This is a genomic window from Pseudophaeobacter flagellatus, assembly GCF_021228235.1.
GTDB lineage: Bacteria > Pseudomonadota > Alphaproteobacteria > Rhodobacterales > Rhodobacteraceae > Pseudophaeobacter > Pseudophaeobacter flagellatus.
The window spans coordinates 24,257-43,961 of the sequence record NZ_JAJQRG010000014.1 but is presented as its reverse complement, the minus strand read 5'-3'; the positions used below and the strand labels follow the sequence as shown (position 1 = coordinate 43,961).

17 protein-coding genes are annotated in these 19,705 nt (G+C 61.4%); 8 read left to right on the top strand and 9 right to left on the bottom strand.

Annotation, left to right across the window (positions count from 1 at the left end; all coding sequences use genetic code 11):
- Positions 1–263 precede the first annotated feature (263 nt).
- The 4 genes from LRK71_RS19240 to LRK71_RS19225 form a co-directional block, all read right to left on the bottom strand.
- Positions 264–1,076 carry an ABC transporter permease gene (locus tag LRK71_RS19240; RefSeq protein ID WP_232405583.1) on the bottom strand — a complete coding sequence of 271 codons (813 nt, stop codon included), beginning with the start codon at positions 1,074–1,076 and terminating at the stop codon, positions 264–266.
- Positions 1,069–1,836, bottom strand: coding sequence for an ABC transporter ATP-binding protein (locus LRK71_RS19235; RefSeq protein WP_232405582.1), 768 nt, complete (start codon positions 1,834–1,836; stop codon positions 1,069–1,071). The genes LRK71_RS19240 and LRK71_RS19235 overlap by 8 nt, the downstream gene beginning before the upstream one ends.
- A gap of 84 nt (positions 1,837–1,920) precedes the next feature.
- Positions 1,921–2,940 carry an ABC transporter substrate-binding protein gene (locus LRK71_RS19230; protein ID WP_232405581.1) on the bottom strand — a complete coding sequence of 340 codons (1,020 nt, stop codon included), beginning with the start codon at positions 2,938–2,940 and terminating at the stop codon, positions 1,921–1,923.
- A 43-nt stretch (positions 2,941–2,983) separates the two neighbouring features.
- A complete protein-coding gene (locus LRK71_RS19225; RefSeq protein ID WP_232405580.1) occupies positions 2,984–3,649 on the bottom strand; it encodes a GntR family transcriptional regulator in 666 nt (221 codons plus the stop codon).
- Positions 3,650–3,823: 174 nt separating this feature from the next.
- On the opposite strand from LRK71_RS19225, the gene LRK71_RS19220 reads away from it, so the two are divergent.
- Both LRK71_RS19220 and LRK71_RS19215 read left to right on the top strand, forming a co-directional pair.
- Positions 3,824–4,972 carry a metallophosphoesterase family protein gene (locus LRK71_RS19220; RefSeq protein ID WP_232405579.1) on the top strand — a complete coding sequence of 383 codons (1,149 nt, stop codon included), beginning with the start codon at positions 3,824–3,826 and terminating at the stop codon, positions 4,970–4,972.
- The gene (locus tag LRK71_RS19215; RefSeq protein WP_232405578.1) at positions 4,969–7,593 is read left to right on the top strand and encodes an AAA family ATPase; all 2,625 of its coding nucleotides are present in this window, start codon (positions 4,969–4,971) and stop codon (positions 7,591–7,593) included. The genes LRK71_RS19220 and LRK71_RS19215 overlap by 4 nt, the downstream gene beginning before the upstream one ends.
- A gap of 24 nt (positions 7,594–7,617) precedes the next feature.
- On the opposite strand, the gene LRK71_RS19210 is transcribed toward LRK71_RS19215, so the two are convergent.
- Positions 7,618–8,130 carry an SH3 domain-containing protein gene (locus LRK71_RS19210; protein WP_269751823.1) on the bottom strand — a complete coding sequence of 171 codons (513 nt, stop codon included), beginning with the start codon at positions 8,128–8,130 and terminating at the stop codon, positions 7,618–7,620.
- A gap of 227 nt (positions 8,131–8,357) precedes the next feature.
- Here LRK71_RS19210 and LRK71_RS19205 point away from each other — a divergent pair, with 227 nt between their 5' ends.
- The 5 genes from LRK71_RS19205 (at position 8,358) to LRK71_RS19185 (ending at position 15,967) form a co-directional block, all read left to right on the top strand.
- On the top strand, positions 8,358–9,344 hold the full coding sequence (locus tag LRK71_RS19205; RefSeq protein ID WP_232405576.1) for a 2-hydroxyacid dehydrogenase: 987 nt from the start codon (positions 8,358–8,360) through the stop codon (positions 9,342–9,344).
- A gap of 38 nt (positions 9,345–9,382) precedes the next feature.
- Positions 9,383–11,248 carry a gamma-glutamyltransferase gene (gene ggt / locus LRK71_RS19200; protein ID WP_232405575.1) on the top strand — a complete coding sequence of 622 codons (1,866 nt, stop codon included), beginning with the start codon at positions 9,383–9,385 and terminating at the stop codon, positions 11,246–11,248.
- Between the two features lie 172 nt (positions 11,249–11,420).
- Positions 11,421–12,830 (top strand): FAD-binding oxidoreductase, encoded by a 1,410-nt coding sequence (locus LRK71_RS19195; RefSeq protein ID WP_232405574.1) that lies wholly within the window; start codon positions 11,421–11,423, stop codon positions 12,828–12,830.
- Positions 12,831–12,945: 115 nt separating this feature from the next.
- The gene (locus LRK71_RS19190) at positions 12,946–13,278 is read left to right on the top strand and encodes a hypothetical protein (protein WP_232405573.1); all 333 of its coding nucleotides are present in this window, start codon (positions 12,946–12,948) and stop codon (positions 13,276–13,278) included.
- 178 nt (positions 13,279–13,456) lie between these two features.
- A complete protein-coding gene (locus LRK71_RS19185) occupies positions 13,457–15,967 on the top strand; it encodes a GcvT family protein (protein WP_232405572.1) in 2,511 nt (836 codons plus the stop codon).
- 79 nt (positions 15,968–16,046) lie between these two features.
- On the opposite strand, the gene LRK71_RS19180 is transcribed toward LRK71_RS19185, so the two are convergent.
- The 4 genes from LRK71_RS19180 to LRK71_RS19165 form a co-directional block, all read right to left on the bottom strand.
- A complete protein-coding gene (locus LRK71_RS19180; protein ID WP_232405571.1) occupies positions 16,047–16,385 on the bottom strand; it encodes a carboxymuconolactone decarboxylase family protein in 339 nt (112 codons plus the stop codon).
- Between the two features lie 88 nt (positions 16,386–16,473).
- Positions 16,474–17,145, bottom strand: a complete 672-nt coding sequence (locus tag LRK71_RS19175; protein WP_232405570.1) for a DUF938 domain-containing protein — start codon at positions 17,143–17,145, stop codon at positions 16,474–16,476.
- On the bottom strand, positions 17,145–18,224 hold the full coding sequence (locus LRK71_RS19170) for an NAD(P)/FAD-dependent oxidoreductase (RefSeq protein ID WP_232405569.1): 1,080 nt from the start codon (positions 18,222–18,224) through the stop codon (positions 17,145–17,147). The genes LRK71_RS19175 and LRK71_RS19170 overlap by 1 nt, the downstream gene beginning before the upstream one ends.
- Complete coding sequence (locus tag LRK71_RS19165) at positions 18,221–19,171, bottom strand: aldo/keto reductase (RefSeq protein WP_232405568.1); 951 nt, start codon at positions 19,169–19,171, stop codon at positions 18,221–18,223. Before LRK71_RS19165 ends, LRK71_RS19170 begins: the two co-directional genes overlap by 4 nt.
- Here LRK71_RS19165 and LRK71_RS19160 point away from each other — a divergent pair.
- Positions 19,170–19,703, top strand: a complete 534-nt coding sequence (locus LRK71_RS19160) for a hypothetical protein (protein WP_232405567.1) — start codon at positions 19,170–19,172, stop codon at positions 19,701–19,703. The two genes, LRK71_RS19165 and LRK71_RS19160, sit on opposite strands and share 2 nt — an antisense overlap.
- Positions 19,704–19,705 lie beyond the last annotated feature (2 nt).

The window sequence follows — 19,705 nt, the reverse complement described above, 5'->3', positions numbered from 1 at the left end:
GTGTTTGGGCAGAGGCCATTTAAGGCCCCATGTAGAGCAGGAAAGCGGTCGGTGCAATCACTAGGATGCGGATTTGCGCTGGCAGATTGACGCGGCGCAGCAGTTTTTACTGCTTGCCGGGGGCTGCGCAGCGAGGCAACGGCATTTTTCCCGGTCGCGGTGCTGACGCGCAGACAAGGCAAGGATGCGGAGGCACGGACGTTGGCTACTGGCGCGTCACCCTCGCGCGCCAGTAGCCTGTGCCTTTGGATTTATGTGCCGTGCTACTGGCGCCAGCTCAGCACCCGGCGTTCAATCTGGCCGATGATTGTGCTCATGGTGATGCCCAGCAGTGATAGGATGGTCACCCCTGCAAACAGCCGCTCCAGATCATAAAGCGACCCGGCCTCAAGGATATAGGCACCGATGCCATATTCCGCGCCCAGCATTTCGGCGGCGACCAGCAGGATGATGGCAATCGCGAGGCTGATACGCAGGCCGGACAGGATGCCGGGCATCGCACCGGGCAGCACGATTTTGCGCACGATGGAAAACCACGACAGGTTAAAGCTCTGGCCCATGCGGATCAGGCTGCGGTCGACATTATCCACCGCGCCATAGGTGGCCACCACCGTTGGGGTAAAGGTGCCAAAGGCGATCAGCGCGTATTTGGAGCCTTCGTCAATGCCAAACCAGATGACAAACAGCGGCAGCAGGGCGATCTTGGGGATCGGAAACAGCGCCGCTGTCAGCGGCACCAATCCTGCGCGCACATAGGAGAACAGCCCAATCAAAACGCCGGTGGCCACGCCCAGACTGGCCCCGAGGGCAGCACCAACCAAAAGGCGGGTCAGCGACACGCTGAGATGTGCCCACAACAGACCAGAGGCATAGAGTTCCTGGAAGGTGAGCAGCACATCGCTGGGGCGGGGCAGGGTCAGCGGTGAAATCCAGCCCTGACGGGTGCCCAGCTCGGCCAGGCTCAGCAGCACGACAAAAACTGCGACGCCAATCCAGCGCGGGCTGGACGGGGCAAAGCCGCCGCCGCGAAAGGTGACCTGCCGGGCGGCGGTGGAGGGAGAGTGTAAATCAGACATGGACCAGCTCCGCATCTGCGGCGCGGGCTTCTTCGCGCATCAGCTGCCATAGGTATTTTTGTTTTTCTTCCAGATCAGGGTCGCCATGCTGGCGCTGATCCAGCGGCTTATCCAGATGCACCACTTCGCGGATCTCTCCGGGGCGGCGTGACATTACCACTATGGAATGTCCCAGGCGCACGGCCTCTGCCAGGTTGTGGGTGACATAGACGGCGGTAAAGGGCGTGCGGGTCCAGAGGTTGACCAGATCATCCATAAGCAATTCGCGGGTCTGGCTGTCCAGCGCCGACAGGGGTTCATCCATCAGCATCACTGCCGGGTTCACCGCCAAGGCGCGGGCAATGGCCACCCGCTGCTTCATCCCGCCCGACAGCTGCTTGGGCAGGGCCTTGGCAAAATCGCTCAGCTTGGTGCGGGCCAGGACATCGGCAATGATACCATCTGCGCGGGCGCCGCGAATACCGTGGTCTTCCAGCACGAGTGAAATATTGCCTCGCACAGATCGCCAAGGCAGCAGGGCAAAGTCCTGAAAGATATAAGTCAGTGGGTTCAGGCAATCGCTGGGCGGCGCACCGATCTGCAGCACCTCGCCACGGCTGGGTTTTTCCAACCCGCCAAGAAACCGCAGCAGGGTGGATTTGCCACAGCCTGAAGGGCCGACGATGCAGACGATCCGTCCCGAGGGGATCTCGAGCGAGATATCGCGGAGCACCTCAAAGTTATCGTAGGAATGGCTGACGCCAGAGAGGCGAATATCCATGTGGGGCTCCAATGAATGTTGGGTTCAGGTGTGGAGAGGGGGCGCGGCCAAAGCCCCGCCCCCGATGGTGTGATGGTGGCTGGCTTAGCCCAGGGTCTGCACGTAGCTTGGGTCAATTACGGTTTCCAGGCTGATGCTCTTGTCCACCAGGCCCTCTGCCTGGAACCAGTTTAGCTGATCCTGCAGCGAGGCGGTGTTCATCGCTGCGCCCTCGTTCAGGCGCATGGTGCCATTGATGATGGATTTGGCGGCCTTTTCGCGTGGGCGATCCGCATAGACATACTTGTGGATCAAATCGACCAGCGCCTGCACGCCTTCGTCGCCCTGGGCCTTGTCGATCATGGTGGCGTTGTATTCGGCGACACCTTCGGAATAGCCGGCCAGGAAATCGCGGGTCATCTGCTGCTCTGCGCTGGCATTCTTGGCCGAGGTAAAGACAGTGGTGACCTGATAGTCGGGCAGGTAGTCAGACACATTGCCGATGATATGCACCTTGCCCGATCCCGCCAGCGGCTTGGCCAGATGTGGAACGATGGACCAGGCATCGATCTGGCCGGATTTCAGCGCGCCGATGATGGCCCCAACTTTTTGCAAGGGCTTGAATTTCAGGTCAATCCCTTCGGCGGCGGCCATCTTTGACCCCATGTAATGGAAAGAGGACCCGGCCGTGGTGATGCCATAGCTTTTGCCTGCCAGCTGTGCCGGGGTGGTGATGCCTGCCTGATAGGCTGCGTCCGAGACCAGATATTTCTGGCCGTCGATGCCTGCCTCCTCTGACAATGCGCCGCCGATTATCTTGACCGCGCCTTTGTCGGCCAGCGAGACCAGTCCGCCGGACATGGCGGTCACGGCATAATCGACATCGCCCGACGCAATCGCAACCGCCATCGGTGTTGCTGCCTGGAAGAACTTGAACTCGACATCCAGACCCGCATCGGCAAAATAGCCGCGTTCAAACCCGATGAAGCTGCCGGAGTGGCTGGTGAAACGCAGCGCGCCCACGGTGATTTTGCGCCCCGATGCCAGGGCTGGGCTTGCCAGTCCAACGGCGGCGGCGCTGCTGCCCAGTAGGGCCAATGCCTTGCGGCGGGTAAATTCAGTCATGGTCTTCCTCCCTAGTGTATGTCGTCTGTGTGGCGTTGCTGGCTCAGGCCTTCAACTCCGTTGTTATCACGGCCTCCAGTAGGCCAAGCGCGGTGCCTGTGTCGCGCGCCAAAGCCGCCTCTAGCAGGGCATGGTGCTGGGCCGCACGTTGGGCAAAATCCAGCCGTCCTTCGCGTAGTGCAGCCAGGCGAAAGCGGCGGGACTGGTCGTAGTATTTCTGCTGGGTGTCCAGCAGGCGCGGCGAGGCCGAGGCGTCGCACAGGCTGTAGAAAAAGCCGCGGCAGGCATTGTCCCATTCCAGGGCAGCCAGATCGCTCAGATCCTCTTGCACCAGGGTTTCGCGGTGACGCATGGCATGATGCGCGGCCAGAATGCGCCCCTCCCAGGCGACATCGCCCAGTCTCAGCGCCCTCTCCAGTGCCATCTTTTCGATCTGCACCCGCATGAACAGGATGTCCTGCTGGTCTTGCGGTGTGGCCGAGGTGACGCGAAAGCCGCGCTGGGCGGTCGCAGCCACCAGGCCTTCAGCGCTAAGCAGCCGCAGAGTTTCGCGCATCGAATGGTTCGAGCCGCCATAGCGCTGCCGCAGGGCGTTCAGCTTTAGCTTTTCATCTGGTCGGAGCAGGCCGAACGAGATGTCGCGACGCAGCGCGGAGGCCAGCATGGCCACCACCGTTTCATCCTCATCCTGTTTTGAACCAAAGAGCATTTGAACCCGATTTTGCAAAATGTTGGACATTTTTGGCGTAGAGCCTGTCCGCTGTCAATCATCCCTGCGGTTTTACCGCTCTGGGCAAAGTCACGTTGACCCCTGCCGACGCCTCTGCCACTCATACCACCCAAGGCGCGCGCCGTGCCGCTGTGATCATTTGTCGGAGCCTTGATGACCCCATTTCGCTTTCTCCACACCTCGGATCTGCACCTAGGTAAACGCTTTGGTCAAATGCCGGAAGAGACGCGGGCCGATCTGCAGCAGGCCCGCCAGCAAAGCGTTGTCGGGCTGGCCAGGGTGGCGCAGGCGCAGAGGGCCGGACATGTGCTGATCGCGGGCGATTTGTTTGATAGTGAAACCCCATCAGACCGGGTGCTGCGTCAGGCGCTTGCCGGCATGGCGGCAGCAACCGATTTGCAGTGGTGGATCATTCCCGGCAATCATGACAGTGCCGCTGCCGAAACGCTTTGGACGGCGATGGCAGAGCATGCGGGGGAGAATACCCATCTTTTGATGCAGCCTGACCCTGTGCAGATGGCGCCGGGGGTGCAGCTGCTGCCGGCGCCCTGCCGCCATCGCTTTGCCGGTCAGGACCTGACCGCCTGGATGGATGGGCAGGCCACGCCAGAAGGCGATTTGCGGATCGGTCTGGCCCATGGTGGGGTGCTTGAATTTGGCAGCGAAGAGGCGGGCGGCGAGGTGATCTCGGCGCAGCGGGCCAGCAGTGCCCGGTTGGACTACCTGGCGCTGGGGGATTGGCACGGTACCTTTACCCTGAACGCCCGCAGCCGGTACAGCGGCACCCCCGAAGCGGATCGCTTCAAACATGCAGGGGCCGGGCAGTGCCTGCTGGTAGAGCTGACGACGCCGGGCGCTGAACCAAAGGTCACGTTCATTGAAACCGGGACCTACCACTGGCAAGAACAGCCGCTGGTGCTGACCCCGGCGGCGGATATCGCGGCAGAGATGCGCGCGCTGCTGCCAGAGCCACGCGCAGACTGGCACCACCACCTGCTGCGGCTGCGGGCCGAAGGCTGGGTGACGCCGCCGCAACTCTTGGCGCTGCGCCGAGCGGTGGCAGAGGTGGCGCCGGAGTTCTGCTATTTCCAGCTGGACGAGGCCGGGCTGCGCAGTCAGCACCAGGTTTCTGATCTGGACCTGATTGCCAGCAATGGGGCTCTGCGCGCTGCCGCCGAAGAGCTGATGCAGGCGGCCCAGGACGGAACCCTGGCACAGGCCGAGCGAGACACTGCCTCGGCGGCGCTGAACCGGTTGTTTGCCTATACGCAGGACGCGGCCACGGCGGAGGACCCCCGATGATAATTCGTGCCATCCGGCTGGAAAACGTACGCCGTTTCACCGATCCGGTCGAAATTACCGGTATGGGGCCGGGGCTGAATGTCCTTGCTGCGCCGAATGAGCGGGGGAAGTCGACCATCTTTGACGCCCTGCATGCGGTGTTCTTCAAGGATGCAAAATCCTGGGACAAAGATATTCGTGCCCTTGCGCCGCGTGTTGGTGGCGAACCCTGGATCGAGGTGGAAATTGAACTGGAGGACCAGGTGTTTCGGCTGGCCAAACAGTTCCGCAAGGCCTCGGGCAAGGGCGCGCTGCGGATCTGGCAGGGCGATAGCCTGTACCTGCAATCGGACGCGGGTGAGGCCTGGCTGCAGGCGCTGATCAAATCGCCCAAGGATGGGGGGCCGGCCGGGCTGCTCTGGGTGCGTCAGGGGTTGACTGATTTTGCCGATGCCAAAGAAACCCTGGCGGCGCGGCAGGACTTGATGTCCTCTGTCGCGGGCGAGGTGGACAGTATCACTGGTGGGCAGCGCATGGATGCGATCCGCCGCGATGTGCGCCAGTCCCTGGATCGGCTGGTGACCCTGCGCGGGGCGAAAAAGGGCGGCGCGCTGGAACAGGCGATGACCGCTCTGGCCGATTATGAAACCCGCGAGCAGGCCTTGGCTGCCCAGGTGCAAGAACTGCGCCACCAGTTGGATCAGCGTCAGGACCTGCGCCGTGCGCTGGCTGATCTGCAAGACCCGCAGATGCAGCAAGAGCAGGAGACCCGCCTGCGACAAAGCCAGAAGGATCTTGCCGCAGCGCAGCAGCATCAGGAAAAGTTGCAGGTGGCGCGACAGGGGATGCAAAATGCTGAATTGCTGCTGGACAGTCACCTGCGCGCGCTGGCGCAGTTTCAGGCCCAGCAACAGGATTGCAGCGAGGCCGAAACAGCCTGTCAGACCGCGGCCGAGACACGCGCCCGCATTGCCGCAGATCTGGATCCGGTCCGGCAGCGGCTGGCGCAGGCAGAGGCGGCGCATCGTGAGGCCGAGCAGGCGTCCCGCGTGGCCGAAACCCGGCTGGCAGCGCTACAACGGGCCGAGAGGCACGCCCAGGCCGCAGGCCAGCGCCGGGCGCTGCAACAGACCCTGGCCCAGGCGCGTAGCGCCATGCAGCAGATTACCCGGCAAAATCATCTGGCGACGACAGGCCCGGATGCCGATGCTCTGGCCGAGATAGAGACCACCCGCGAGGCCTTGGCGCTGGCGCAACAGGCGCAGCAATTGGCGGCCCCGGCCATTACGGTAACCTATGAACAGGGGCTGGATGGTTTGCTGTTGCTGGAGGGCGCGCCACTGGTTGGCGGGCAGCGCCTGTCGCTGCCGACAGGCGGGCGTCTTACGGTGCCCGGTTTGGCGCAGATTGATCTGCACCCCGGCGCGGACGGCGGGCAGGTGCAACTGGATCAGGCAGAGCGCGCCCTGCGCGCGGCACTGGAACAGGCAGGCTGCTCGGATGTCGAACAGGCGCGCCAGGCCCATCGTGCCCGTCAAGAGGCCGCCATTCGCCTGCAAGAGGCCAAGCAGCAGCTTGCCGCGCTGGCCCCGGATGGCATTCTGGCCCTGATGCAGCAGCTGGATGCATTGCCGACGGTGGCAGAACCGGAGGCTGGCGAAACACCGCCTGTCCAAGGCTCTGCGCAAGAGATTGATACGGCAGAGGCGGATCTGCTCTCCTGTCGCGGCGCGTTGGAGCGCAGCGCGGCCGAGCGTGAGGCGGCGCGCAGCCAAGAGGGTGAGCTGCGCCGTGCGCTGGAAGGTGCCCAGGCGCATCATCAGGCCGCGCAGCAACGGTTGCAGCGCGCCGAGGCAGCCCTGGCAGGACAGGGCGATATGGCCCTGCGGCTGGTCAGTCTGCAGCAACACCAGGCAGAGCTGGAGCAGGGGCTGGCGACCCGCAAGGTGCAGTATCAGCTGCTGAAACAGCAAGCTCCGAATCTGGAGCAGGCGCAGGCCCGCGCCGCCCGCGCCAAATCCGAGCAGGCTTCAACCCGCGAAGCGGTGCAGAGCCATCTGCGAGATCTGGCAGTATTGGACAGCCGCATTGCCACCAGCGCCGGGGCAGCGGTGGAGGAAGATCTGGCAGAGCTGCGTGACCAGGTGATTGGGGCACGCAAACGGCTGGAGGGGATCGAGTTCGAAGTTGCGGTTCTGCGCCGCCTTGAACTGGCGCTGGAGCGCGCCCGCAGTGCCGCACAAGAGGCCTATATCGGGCCGGTGCTGAAAGAACTGCAGCCATTGCTGCGGCTGCTCTGGCCTGAAGCGCGCCTGGCGCTGGATGCGGGGCAGGTGCTGCCGGATCAATTGCAGCGTGCCGGGCAAGAGGAAGCCTTCGACAGTCTGTCTGGTGGCACCCGGGAACAGGTTGCCCTGCTGGTGCGTTTGGCCTTTGCTCGGCTATTGGCGCGGCGGGGACAGCCTGCGCCGATCATTCTGGATGATGCCATCGTCTATACCGATGACGCTCGTATCGAGAAAATATTTGATGCGCTGACGCTGCAGGCGAATGAGATGCAGATCCTGGTGTTCACCTGCCGCCAAAAGAGCTTTCGCGCCCTTGGTGGCACCCAGCTGAGCATTCGCCGGGTGACGCGTTAGGCCCTCAGGCAGTGCGGGGTGGTGTCACTCGCGGATTTCGTCCGGCATCACTCCCCAGAGTTTTTCCTTGGGGGCCCAGCCGTCAAAGCCGCCGGCAGAGATATTGCACCAGGTCAGGGAACAGTTGCCCAGGCGCGCCACCACCCCGTATTCAAGCGCGGCTGTCACCGCGGTGCGTTCATCTGGTTGTGCGTGCAGGGTCAGCATGTCTTCTTGTACCAGCACTGTGCGCACCCCTGACAGCAGGGCATAATGCACCCAGCCGCCTGCTCCATCCTGATCGCGCACCCGGCGCCAGTGGCCAAACTCGGCGGTGATCTGCAGTGGCATGCCACGTCGTTTGAACACCCAGTCGATGCGATGCGTCAGAGAGGGGCCGCGCCGAACATTGCCTTCAGAGGCCTTCATCGAGACATAGCGCGGCAGAGGCAGGTTGGTCACTGGCCCGCGCTCTTGGCTGGCTGGTTGGCTGCTGTCCTGGGCTGCGGCGATGGACCCTGCAGGCGTGACGCCAAAACCAACGCAGAGCGCCAGCATCAGACCGCGCCATCCTGTGGGAAATTTAATCACTGCCTGCTCACTTTTGCTTAGGGTTCAGCCTACCCAATATGTGTCGCAAAATCCTGCGGGCAATCTGACCTGGAAAAGAGGCAAAAAGCCGCGCCAACTGCTTTGGTTCTGGTGGATCGGTTCTTGTGCCCGGTTCCGTCCTGCGCCACCATGTCATGAAGGCAAGTGACTTGCAAAGCCAGGGGAGAGCAAAAGTGGCCAGAGAACGTCTGAGTGTTGTTGTTACGCGACGGTTGCCAGAGCCAGTCGAGACACGGTTGAGCGAGCTGTTCGATGTGCGTCTGCGCAGCGAAGACGCACCGATGAGCCGCCAGGAACTGGCTGCCGCAATGAAAGAGGCCGATGTGCTGGTGCCGACGGTAACCGATACCATTGATGCGGCGCTTTTGGGGCAGGCCGGGGAAAAGCTGAAACTGATCGCAAACTATGGCGCCGGGGTCGATCACATTGATGTGGCAACCGCCCGGCAACGCGGCATTCTGGTGTCCAATACGCCAGGGGTTCTGACCGATGATACCGCCGATATGGCGATGGCGTTGATCATGGCGGTGGTGCGCCGTATCCCCGAGGGGCTGGCCGTGATGCAGAAAGGTGACTGGCAGGGCTGGGCACCCACTGCGATGCTGGGCGGGCGATTGGCCGGGCGTCGCCTTGGGATCCTTGGCATGGGTCAGATTGGCCAGGCTGTGGCCCGCCGGGCTAGCGCCTTTGGCATGCAGATCCACTATCACAACCGACGCCGCCTGCGCCCCGAAATAGAGGCCACACTGGAGGCCACCTACTGGGAAAGCCTGGATCAGATGGTGGCGCGCATGGATGTGATCTCGGTCAATTGTCCCTCGACGCCCTCGACCTTTCATCTGCTGAATGCCCGGCGGCTGAAGCTGATGAAACCCTCGGCAGTGGTGGTCAATACCTCACGCGGCGAGGTGATCGACGAACTGGCCCTGACGCGGATGCTGCGCAGCGATGAAATTGCGGGGGCCGGCCTGGATGTCTATGAAAAGGGCACCGATATCAATCCAAGGTTGCGCCAATTGCCGAATGTGGTACTTCTTCCTCATATGGGGTCTGCAACCCTTGAGGGCCGGATCGAGATGGGTGAAAAAGTCCTGTTGAACATCAAGACCTTCGAGGATGGGCATCGGCCGCCTGATCAGGTGGTCCCAGCCATGTTGTAGCGCCCTGCCAGCATCTTTTGCGTATGTGAGGGCATTCCATGAAATCTGTTTTTCTGACCTGTTTGACTGTATCTGCACGGGCGATTCCGTCGCTGATGCAGCCGGTCTTTTCGCTGTCTGTCTTGACCTTGCCAATCCTGGTTCTGTCTGGAGGTGGCCTGCAGGCAAAGGAGGCCGCTGATGCGGTTGCGCCCGAAGGCGCTAGCCTGGGCGGCATTGCGGCAGTCTCCGATGCCTCTGCGGCGGCACTGGCAGCCAAGCAGGCCGGGCAGCCGGTAGAGGCGCAGGACTGGATGATCGCTGCCGCGAACCCACATGCGGTTGAGGCTGGCGCGGCGGTTCTGCGCCAAGGCGGCACGGCGGCAGACGCGATGATTGCGGCCCAGGTGGTGCTGGGGCTGGTAGAGCCACAGTCTTCGGGCCTGGGGGGGGGTGCCTTTCTGGTTTGGTATGACGCCAAGACAGGGGCTGTCACCACCCTGGATGCCCGTGAAACCGCGCCCCTGGCGGCGACGCCGCAGTTGTTTCAGGACGAAAGTGGCGCGCCGCTAAAGTTCTTTGACGCCGTTGTTGGCGGGCGCTCTGTCGGCACCCCTGGCACGCCTGCCTTGCTGGAGATGGCGCATCGCAAATGGGGGCAGGCCAACTGGGCCTCGTTGTTTGAGACCGGGATTTCCCTGGCACAGGATGGTTTTGAGGTCTCGCCGCGGATGGCCGGTGCGATTGCGCGCGATGCAGATCGTCTGGGCCGCTTCCCGGCAACTGCCCGCTATTTTCTGCCGGGTGGCACGCCGCTGGCCGCAGGCGATCGTCTGACCAATGTGGCCTATGCCGATGTCCTGCAGGTGCTGGCCGAACAGGGCGCCGAAGGGTTTTACACCGGGCCGATCGCCGCAGACATCGTGCACAATGTGCAGCAGGCCGAGGGCAACCCCGGTGTGCTGTCGATGATGGATCTCGCGCTTTATCGGGTGAAAGAGCGCGATGCGAGCTGCGCCAGCTATCGCGCCTTTGAGGTCTGCGGCATGGGGCCGCCTTCTTCCGGGGCGCTGACGGTGGGACAGATCCTGGGCATGCTGGGGGGCTACGATCTGGCGGCCCTGGGCGCGGAAAATCCCGAATCCTGGCGCTTGATTGGCGATGCCTCCCGGCTCGCCTTTGCCGACCGGGGCCGCTATATGGCCGATAGCGATTTTGTGCCGGTCCCGGCCAAGGGGCTGGTCGATCCTGATTATCTGGCCCAGCGTGGCCAGTTGCTGGCGGGGCCGGAAGCCCTGGCCGAGGTGGCACCGGGTCAGCCCGAGTTTGATCACGCCGCTCTGGCACCGCTCTGGGCCGATGATGTTTCGATTGAATTTCCGTCGACCTCGCATCTGACGATTGTCGACCAATATGGCAACGTCCTGTCGATGACGACGACCATTGAAAACGGCTTTGGCTCGCGGGTGATGAGCAATGGCTTTCTGCTCAATAATGAGCTGACCGATTTTTCCTTTCGCAGCCATCGCGATGGGGTGCCGATTGCCAACCGGATAGAGCCGGGCAAACGGCCGCGTTCCTCTATGGCGCCAACTATTGTGCTGCGTGACGGGGCACCGGTTCTGGCCATTGGCTCGCCTGGCGGTAGCCGGATCATCGGCTATGTGGCCACGGCGATTGTGGCCTGGGCAGACTGGGGGCTGGATGTACAACAGGCGCTGGCCTTGCCCCATGCGGTGAACCGCTTTGGCACCTATGATCTTGAGGCCGACACCGCCGCCACAGAGCTGGAAGCGCCGCTGGTCGAAATGGGCTATAAGGTCAATATCCGCGATCTCAATTCGGGGCTGCACGCGATTGAGATTGGCGAGACCCTGAAAGGCGGGGCGGATCCGCGCCGTGAGGGCATTGCGCTGGGCCAATAGTGGGATGTAACCTACCCCAAGGGCTGGGCCAATATGCAGAGAATAAGGGGTGCGGCAATGTCTTGTCTGTACCCCTTTTTTACATCATAAGAGGTGCGTGTGTTGTCATGACAACACGAGGGCGAGGACAGTGGCGGCATCACACCGCCGGGGATAGGAAGAGGGTCACACCATGGTGCAAGCAACAGCATTGCCACGTAATGAAGCCGGGATCGAGGCTGCCATCAGCGTCTTGAAACAGCAGTTCGGCGAGCAGCTGCAAACCGGCCAAGCGATCCGCGAGCAACATGGCCATACCACCACCTGGATCACCAATCAGGCCCCCGATGCGGTGGTCTTCCCGACTTCGACCGAAGAGGTCGCAAGCATTGTCAAAACCTGCGCCGAATATGGCGTGCCGGTGATCCCCTTTGGCACCGGCACCTCACTTGAGGGGCATGTGAATGCGCCGGCGGGTGGCGTTTGCATCGATATGATGCGGATGGACAAGATCCTTGCGGTGCATGCCGAAGATCTGGACGTTGTGGTACAGCCTGGCGTCACCCGTGAACAGCTGAATACCTTCCTGCGCGATCAGGGGCTGTTCTTTCCCATTGACCCCGGTGCCAATGCTTCGCTGGGTGGGATGGCGGCAACGCGCGCCTCGGGCACCAATGCGGTGCGCTATGGCACCATGAAAGACAACGTGATGGCGCTTGAGGTGGTGATGGCCGATGGAGAGGTGATCCGAACCGCGCAGCGGGCCAAAAAATCCTCGGCGGGTTATGACCTGACCCGCCTTATGGTCGGCTCTGAGGGGACGTTGGGTCTGATGACCGAACTCACCCTGCGTCTGCAGGGCATCCCCGAGGCCATCCGCTCGGCGCGCTGTTCGTTCCGTTCGGTGGATGATGCCTGCCGCGCGGTGATGATGACCATCCAATACGGTGTGCCTGTCGCCCGGATGGAGCTGCTGGACGAGATGAGCGTCGGCGCCGCCAATGCCTATTCCAAGCTGTCGTTGCCCCAGACGCCACTGCTGCTGCTGGAATTCCACGGCTCTGACGCCAGCGTGCTGGAGCAGAGCGAGACCTTTGCCGCCATTGCAGAAGAGTTTGGTGGCTTTGATTATGAGGCCACTTCAACCGCAGAAGAGCGCAACAAACTGTGGCAGGCACGGCATGATATGTATTGGGCCAGCCTGCAGATCCGCCCCGGTGCCAAGGGGATCTCTACCGATGTCTGCGTGCCGATCTCGCAGCTGGCTGCCTGCGTCGGTGCTGCCCGGCAAAAAGCCGAGGACATGGGGCTGATCGCGCCTATCGTGGGCCATGTGGGCGACGGGAATTTCCATGCGCTGCTGCTGATTGATATGGAGAGCAGCGAAGAACGGCAAAAGGCGGATGACTATATCGGCTGGCTCAACGATATGGCGATCTCGATGGATGGCACCTGCACCGGTGAACATGGCATCGGCCAGGGCAAGCGGCCATATCTGCTCAAGGAGCTGGGGGCTGCCACCCGCTATATGGCGGCGATCAAAATGGCGCTGGATCCTGACAATATCCTCAACCCTGGCAAGGTGCTTAGCGATAAGGACTGACGGGTGGGGCAGGGCGAATTGGTGACACTGATCCGGGGTCAGCCCTGCCATAATTTTGTACGGATTGCCCTGTACCCCTGTCTTGTGGCCATGGGGGCCGCGTGCAGGAGGTAGGATGAGCATCAAGAAAAGTCTTGGGATACTTGTGTTTTGCACCCAGGCCGTTGTTGTTGTGGACTATAACATGCAAAGCCAGGCTGCCGGGCTCGCCCCAGGGGAGCTGAGCATGAAAGACTATGCGGCCATCGTGCAAAAGCGATACGACAAGGTCCCGGCGCAGGCCGTTGCTGGTGGGGCTGGCAGGCCCGCGATCAGCCACGATGCAGACCGCGCGCCAGGTGATGCGCAACTGGCAGAGCTTGCGGCGGACAGGCAGGAGACCTCTGCCCAGGCTGACGCGCCAGCCGCTGTCTGCATTCGGCGCGGCACCACTGTAAGCTGCCAATAATCCTGTTGTGACGCCGCATTGAGGCGCGCCTTGGCAATCTGCGCTCGGCAAAGCAGTGCCGGAGGATGAAAAGGTCGGTTTTGACTTTTTTTGGGTCGGATGGATTTAGCCTGGTTTGATGCGCGTTGGGCATAAGCAATGCACAACCCCCGAGTCACTTGTTCCGGAGAACGGCCTCATGAAAACTCAAGTCAAAGCATTGGTCGTCGGCGGCGGCGCTGTTGGCACCTCAATTGCCTATCACCTCGCCAAAGCTGGCTGGGACGATGTTATGCTGGTAGAGCGTGACGAACTGACCTCGGGGTCGACCTGGCATGCTGCCGGGCTTCTGCCGCTGTTCAACATGTCCTATGCGACAACCCATATCCACAAATACTCGGTCGATTTTTATAAGTCGCTTGAGGCCGAAACCGGCCTGAACGCGGGCTTTGCCGTGGTTGGCAATTTGCGTATGGCGCAGACCGAAGAGCGCATGGATGAATATAAGCTCTATGCCTCGACCGCGGAAACCTGTGATGTGGACTATGAGTGGCTCACCCCTGACCAGATCAAGGAACGCTGGCCGCTGATCCGTACCGATGATCTGAAAGGCGCGATCTACCACACCGAAGACGGCTATATTAACCCCGCCGATGTGACCCAGGCGATGGCCAAGGGCGCGCGCCAGCGTGGGGTTGAGATCGTGCGCAAGATGCAGGCCGATTCCTTCCACTGGACTGGCACCCACTGGGAAGTCACCTGCACCAAAATGGTTGAACAGGGCGGCAATCTGGTGCCCTCGGATGAGCAGGTCGTCATCACCGCTGAACATGTTGTGACCGCATCGGGCAACCACGCACAGCGCACCGCCAAGATGCTGGGCATCAAGATGCCTGCCGTGCCCGTGGAACATACCTTCATCGTCATGGACAAAGACCCAGAGCTGGTCAAATGGCGCGAAGCGGGCAACCCTGAACACCCCGTTGTGCGGGACGCCGATTCTGAATCCTACGCTCGCGAGGAACGCGGTGGCTGGATCCTGGGGATCTATGAGCACGGTGCACCAGCGCGTTTTGAACACGGTGTGCCCGACAGCTTCCGCGCCGATCTGTTCCCGCTGGATCTGGATCGGATCGCCGAACAGTATATGGCGATGACGGAACGTGTGCCTTCCTGCGCTGAATCCGGTCTCAAGGATGATTTCAACGGCCCGATCTGCTATACTCCCGATGGCAACCCGCTGGTTGGCCCGGCCCCTGGCCTGCGCAACATGTGGCTGGCCGAAGGTTTCTCCTTCGGGATCACCGCCGCGGGCGGCACCGGCTACTATCTGGCTCAGATGATGGTCGATGGCGAAGCCGAAATCGACATGGCAAGCCTGGACCCCAAGCGCTATAGCCAGAACTGGATGACCACCGAATTTGCCGCGCGCAAAAACGAAGAATGCTACGAGCATGTCTACATCCTGCACCACCCTGATGAGGAACGCCCCGCCGCGCGTCCCTTGCGCACCTCTCCGGCGTTTGAGCGCCAGAAAGAACGAGGCGCGCAGTTTGGCTGGGTCAATGGCTGGGAACGGCCCAACTACTATGGCCCCAAAGATGCGCCCGAGAATTTTGACCACGACGCACGCTCTTTCCGCCGTGGCGGCTGGTGGCAATATGCCGTGGACGAAGCCAAGGCGATCCGCGAAGGCGTCGGTCTGGTCGATGCCACCGCCTTTACCAAGCATGTCGTCAAGGGCCCAGGTGCCACCCAGTTCCTGGATTGGTTCACCTGCAATAAACTGCCAAAAATTGGCCGCATCAACCTGACCTATGCGCTGACCTCGGCCGGAACCACCCGGACCGAATACACCATCGTGCGCAATGGCGAGAACAGTTACTATCTGGTCTCCGCCGGTGCGTTGACCGAATATGACGCCGACTTCCTGCGCAAGGCGGCCGAAGACAAGATGGAAGAGTTCGGCTATATCGAGATCCAGGATGTCACCACCCAGTGGGGCGTCTTTGCCATCGCCGGCCCCAAGTCGCGCGATGTGCTGAAAGAGATCATTGTCGACGGTGATCCTGACACTGCCCTGTCGAACAAGCGCTTCCCTTGGCTGTCGGCGCGTCAGATCGAACTGGGCATGTGCCCTGTCAATGCGATCCGTGTGGCCTACACCGGAGAGCTGGGCTGGGAATTGCATCACCCGATCGAGATGCAAAACTATCTGTTCGATCTGCTGGAAAAGGCGGGTGAAAAGCACGGTATGAAGCTGGTCGGTGCGCGCGCCCAGAACTGGCTGCGGATGGAGAAAAGCTATCGCGCCTTTGGCACCGAGCTAGGCCGCGATGCCACCCCAGCCGAGGCCGATCTGCCGCGCTTTATCGACCTGGAGAAAGAGTTCCACGGTAAAGAGGCCATGATTGAGACAGGCGTGCGGTTCAAGTGTTGCACCCTGCTGATTGACGGACCAGAAGATGCCGATCCCTGGGGCCGTGAGGCGCTGTATACCGAAGATGGAGGAACCCGTGTCGGGCGTCTGACTTCGGGCGGCTATTCAGTGGCATTCGAGAAGAGCATCGGCATGGGCTATGTGCCACCGGAACTGGCGGTGGAAGGCACCAAGCTGAAGGTGAAACTGCAGGATAAGCTTTGGGATGCAACTGTCACTTGTGACAGCCCCTACGATCCGACAAACGCCACCATTCGCCAGAACGGCTAGGTTCTTGTAGGGTATTAAGACACAAAAGCTCCGGTCATAGGACCGGAGCTTTTGGCATTTCTGGGCCGAATTTCAACGGTCAGCTGCTGGTCAATTCGTCAAAGCAGGTGAGCGCCTTGGCGGCATACATCATGGCAGGACCACCGCCCATCTGGATCGACATCGCCAAGACGTCAGAGACTTCTTCGCGGCTTGCGCCTGCCCGGACAAGGGTTTCCACATGCAGTCCGATGCAATCCTCACAGCGGACAGCAACCGCGATCCCGAGGGCGACAAACTCTTTTTGTTTGAAGTCCAGCACACCGCCCTGTTTGACGGATTTCCCAAGCGCACCAAAGGCCTGTGCCGTGTCGGGAATAGCCCTGTTCAGATTGCGCAGCCCCTGACGGGTTGTTTCCACCTTTGTGTTCCAGTCCATTGGATGTCCTTCAATTGATATTCCATTTATTGAAGGTGTATTCTGTGCCGAGACTGTGAACCTTGATCTAGGTCATGTCCTAAACGGTCTAGCCGTCAGGCTGCGATCCCTCCTTGCAAAAGACCAGCGCTAGATTATTGGCGGGCATCTCTACAACCTGGGTGGTGCGCAACCCGGCTGCCTCGCCCCAGTCTAGGACGTCAAAGTCATCCTTGTAACCGGTTTCGGGGTCATGCGCGGTCAGTGCGCTGTGAAATGACCTGTCGCCGGGGCTGGTCAATTCTCCACCGCGCGAGAATGGTCCATAGATCACCAGACGCCCCTGGGGGGCGAGCGCCACCGCCGCCTCTTGGATCAGGCACTGTGCTTCGGCGCTGCTGATCAGGTGCAACAGGTTTGACAGGACAATCAGATCCTGAGGGTGCTGTGCTGCGCCCCAGCCGGTTGCGGTGGCATCCAGCGGCATGGCGGGGCGGATGTTGGTCAGGTCTGTCGCGGCAATATAGGCGTTGATGCTGTCCAGCCGCGCCGGGTCTGCCTCGCTGGGTTGCCAGCTGAAATCGGGCAGGCGGCTGGCATAGCCAATCACATGCTGGCCGGTGCCACTTGCCAGTTCTAGCGCGCGGTGCCCCAGCGGTGGGGCGACCTGTTGCAGGAGATCACACAGTGGGGCGAGGTTGCGGGCTGCGGATTCGGCAAAAAGCTTGCCGTCTTTGGGGCTGGCAACCGATGCGAGGCTGGGAACAGAGCGCACAGCCATCAGCGCAGCCTTTCGGGCGAGAGTGCGGCGCGTATCGGCGCGTCGAGCTCGGAGGGGCGTCCGCCAACCAGATCGGCCAACAGGCGCGCGGCGGCAGGGGCGGTCTGAAAACCATAGCCCCCCTGGGCGGCACACCAGATGAAATCGGCCTTCGCCGGGTCTGGTCCCAGCACCAGCGACCCGTCTGGGGCAAAGCTGCGCAGCCCAGCCCAGTTGCTTTCGACCCGGGTGACCGGGGTGGTGACCCGTTCTTCATAGCGCGCCAGCCCCTCGGCCAGAATCATGTCGTCGGCATAGGCATCATGTGGCTGCACCAGATCTTCATCCGCCGGAGAAACCAGCAGCTTGCCAGCGTCGGGTTTGGCATACCAGGTTTCGCCAACCCCCATCAACATCGGCCACTGGGTCACGTCATGGCCACCCGGCGCCGGCAGTTGCGCCATGGAACGGCGGCGCGGCTGGATGCCGATCGGGGCAACCCCGGCCAGGGCGGCGATTTCATCCACCCAGGCACCTGCCGCATTGACCAGCTGCGCCCCCTGATAGGTTTGGCCGCCCGCCTCGACCCGCCAGCCGTGATCCGTGTGGTGGATGGCAGTGACGCGGGCGCGGGTCACAATGCTGCCACCGGCGGCGCGCGCGACCTTGGCAAAATCCTGAATCATCCGATCGGTATCCAGATCCTGCGCCAGCATATGCAGTCCTGCATGGGTCACGGTTTTGGGGTTCAGGATCGGCACCAGGTCCTGGGCTTCGCGAAAAGTGATCTCATCCAGCTGCAGTTCCTTGAGGTGGGTGACAAAATGCTGTTCCTGACCGGGTCCTGAAACCAGCATCAGCCCGCGCGGTGTCAGATAGCCGCCATTGGCGCTGTGATGGTGATCTGCACTAGCACGGTTCAAGGCAACTACAGAGGGTGGGCCATAGTTTTCTTCGAACATCGCTGCAGATCTGCCCGAGGCATGGTAGCCAAGGGCCTGTTCCATCTCCAGCAGCACCACGGTTCCCAGCTCTGACAGGTGGGCGGCAGCACTGGCACCGGCAATACCGCCGCCGATAATGATGAAATCAAAAGTCATCCGCCCGCCTCCTGCTCTTCAAGGCGGTCCGTCGCGGGGGCCGGGCGCGGGCTGAGCGCTGTAATCTGATTATAGAGCGCCGCATCCATCTGGAAATCCAGCGCTGCAAGCGAGGGGGCCACCTGTGCGGCGGTGCGGCCGGAAATGATGGGCATCGGTGCGGCAGCATGGGCCGCTACCCAGGCCACGGCGAGGGTGGCCGGTTCCACGCCCCGCTCTGCGGCCAGAAGGCTTAGCTGGCGGGCGGTCTCATGCATCCAGTCCTGGCCATAGCGGCTGTTGTAGCGGGCATCTTCGTTCAATCGCCCAGCGACATTGGTCGTGGTGTATTTGCCGGTCAGCAGCCCACCACCCAGGGGGGAGTAGGGCGCAATGGCGATGTTTTGGTCGCTGCACATGGGCAGGATTTCAACCTCGGCCTGGCGTTTCACCAGCGAATACATTGGTTGCAGAATATCCGTGGCAAGACCAAACTCGGCACCCAGCATCTGTGCCTTCATCACCTGCCATGCGGCAAAATTGGACAGACCCATATAGGAAATCTCGCCCGCGGCTTTGCGCGCGGCAAGCCACGCCAGGGTTTCGCGCAGATCTGTCTGTTCATCAAAGCGATGCAGGTAGAGGATATCAAGACTGTCGAGCCCAAGACGGCGGCGGCTGGTGTCAAACTGTGCTTGCATATTGGCAGCCCCGGCGCCGCCCGAATAGCCAACCTTGCTGGCAATGATCAGCTGTTCGCGCTCATCCTTGATGAGGTCACCTAGGATCTCTTCGCTCTGGCCATTGGTATAAACCCAGGCCGTATCAAAATGATTGACGCCGACCGCGCGGCAGGCGGCATAGATCTCGGCAGATTGTGCTGCATCAGCACGGCCGCCAAACTGCATGGTGCCAAAGGCAAAGCGGCTGGCAGGGGTTCCATCGGGGCTTTTGAGGGGCTGTGTCATGGGCAGAGAGTTGCACGGGTGTTGGCTGGGGAAAAGCGTGTTTTTTGCAAGGCGCAGGCAGGCGCGGTTGCAGACCTGTGCAGGTGCAGCGCTTCGAAACGCTTCCTGCGTTTGGCGGGCCCATGCTATGGTTGCGCAACAGTTTTGTTATAATATCTTTGGAGGAAAAATAGTGACCACCCCAAACATTCATGCACTCTCAAACGGTCATGTGCCGGGCTATATTACTGGCCCTGATGGCAGTGATCCCTTGTTCACGGGCATGGCCATCTTCACCATCGTTTTGATCATTGCCATTGGTGGGCTGTATTTCACGCTGCATGCCTTGCCGGAAAAGATGGCGCATTCAGATAATCACGCGCAGTTTCAGCTGATTAGCATTCTGGCTGTTCTGGCGCTTTTTACGCATAACAACATCTTTTGGGTGGCCGCCCTGATGCTTGCGGCCTTTCGGATGCCTGATTTCCTGTCGCCGCTGCAGTCAATCGCCAACTCTTTGGTCGAGCTGAGCCAACGTAAGAATAAGGAGTAAGC

What these genes read in the sequence shown, in the direction of transcription:
- LRK71_RS19240 (WP_232405583.1), bottom strand. Translation starts at nt 1,076, where the DNA reads ATGTCTGATTTACACTCTCCCTCCACCGCCGCCCGGCAGGTCACCTTT.
- LRK71_RS19235 (WP_232405582.1), bottom strand. Translation starts at nt 1,836, where the DNA reads ATGGATATTCGCCTCTCTGGCGTCAGCCATTCCTACGATAACTTTGAG.
- LRK71_RS19230 (WP_232405581.1), bottom strand. Translation starts at nt 2,940, where the DNA reads ATGACTGAATTTACCCGCCGCAAGGCATTGGCCCTACTGGGCAGCAGC.
- LRK71_RS19225 (WP_232405580.1), bottom strand. Translation starts at nt 3,649, where the DNA reads ATGCTCTTTGGTTCAAAACAGGATGAGGATGAAACGGTGGTGGCCATG.
- LRK71_RS19220 (WP_232405579.1), top strand. Translation starts at nt 3,824, where the DNA reads ATGACCCCATTTCGCTTTCTCCACACCTCGGATCTGCACCTAGGTAAA.
- LRK71_RS19215 (WP_232405578.1), top strand. Translation starts at nt 4,969, where the DNA reads ATGATAATTCGTGCCATCCGGCTGGAAAACGTACGCCGTTTCACCGAT.
- LRK71_RS19210 (WP_269751823.1), bottom strand. Translation starts at nt 8,130, where the DNA reads ATGCTGGCGCTCTGCGTTGGTTTTGGCGTCACGCCTGCAGGGTCCATC.
- ggt (WP_232405575.1), top strand. Translation starts at nt 9,383, where the DNA reads ATGAAATCTGTTTTTCTGACCTGTTTGACTGTATCTGCACGGGCGATT.
- LRK71_RS19195 (WP_232405574.1), top strand. Translation starts at nt 11,421, where the DNA reads ATGGTGCAAGCAACAGCATTGCCACGTAATGAAGCCGGGATCGAGGCT.
- LRK71_RS19190 (WP_232405573.1), top strand. Translation starts at nt 12,946, where the DNA reads ATGAGCATCAAGAAAAGTCTTGGGATACTTGTGTTTTGCACCCAGGCC.
- LRK71_RS19185 (WP_232405572.1), top strand. Translation starts at nt 13,457, where the DNA reads ATGAAAACTCAAGTCAAAGCATTGGTCGTCGGCGGCGGCGCTGTTGGC.
- LRK71_RS19180 (WP_232405571.1), bottom strand. Translation starts at nt 16,385, where the DNA reads ATGGACTGGAACACAAAGGTGGAAACAACCCGTCAGGGGCTGCGCAAT.
- LRK71_RS19175 (WP_232405570.1), bottom strand. Translation starts at nt 17,145, where the DNA reads ATGGCTGTGCGCTCTGTTCCCAGCCTCGCATCGGTTGCCAGCCCCAAA.
- LRK71_RS19170 (WP_232405569.1), bottom strand. Translation starts at nt 18,224, where the DNA reads ATGACTTTTGATTTCATCATTATCGGCGGCGGTATTGCCGGTGCCAGT.
- LRK71_RS19160 (WP_232405567.1), top strand. Translation starts at nt 19,170, where the DNA reads ATGGGCAGAGAGTTGCACGGGTGTTGGCTGGGGAAAAGCGTGTTTTTT.
- LRK71_RS19165 (WP_232405568.1), bottom strand. Translation starts at nt 19,171, where the DNA reads ATGACACAGCCCCTCAAAAGCCCCGATGGAACCCCTGCCAGCCGCTTT.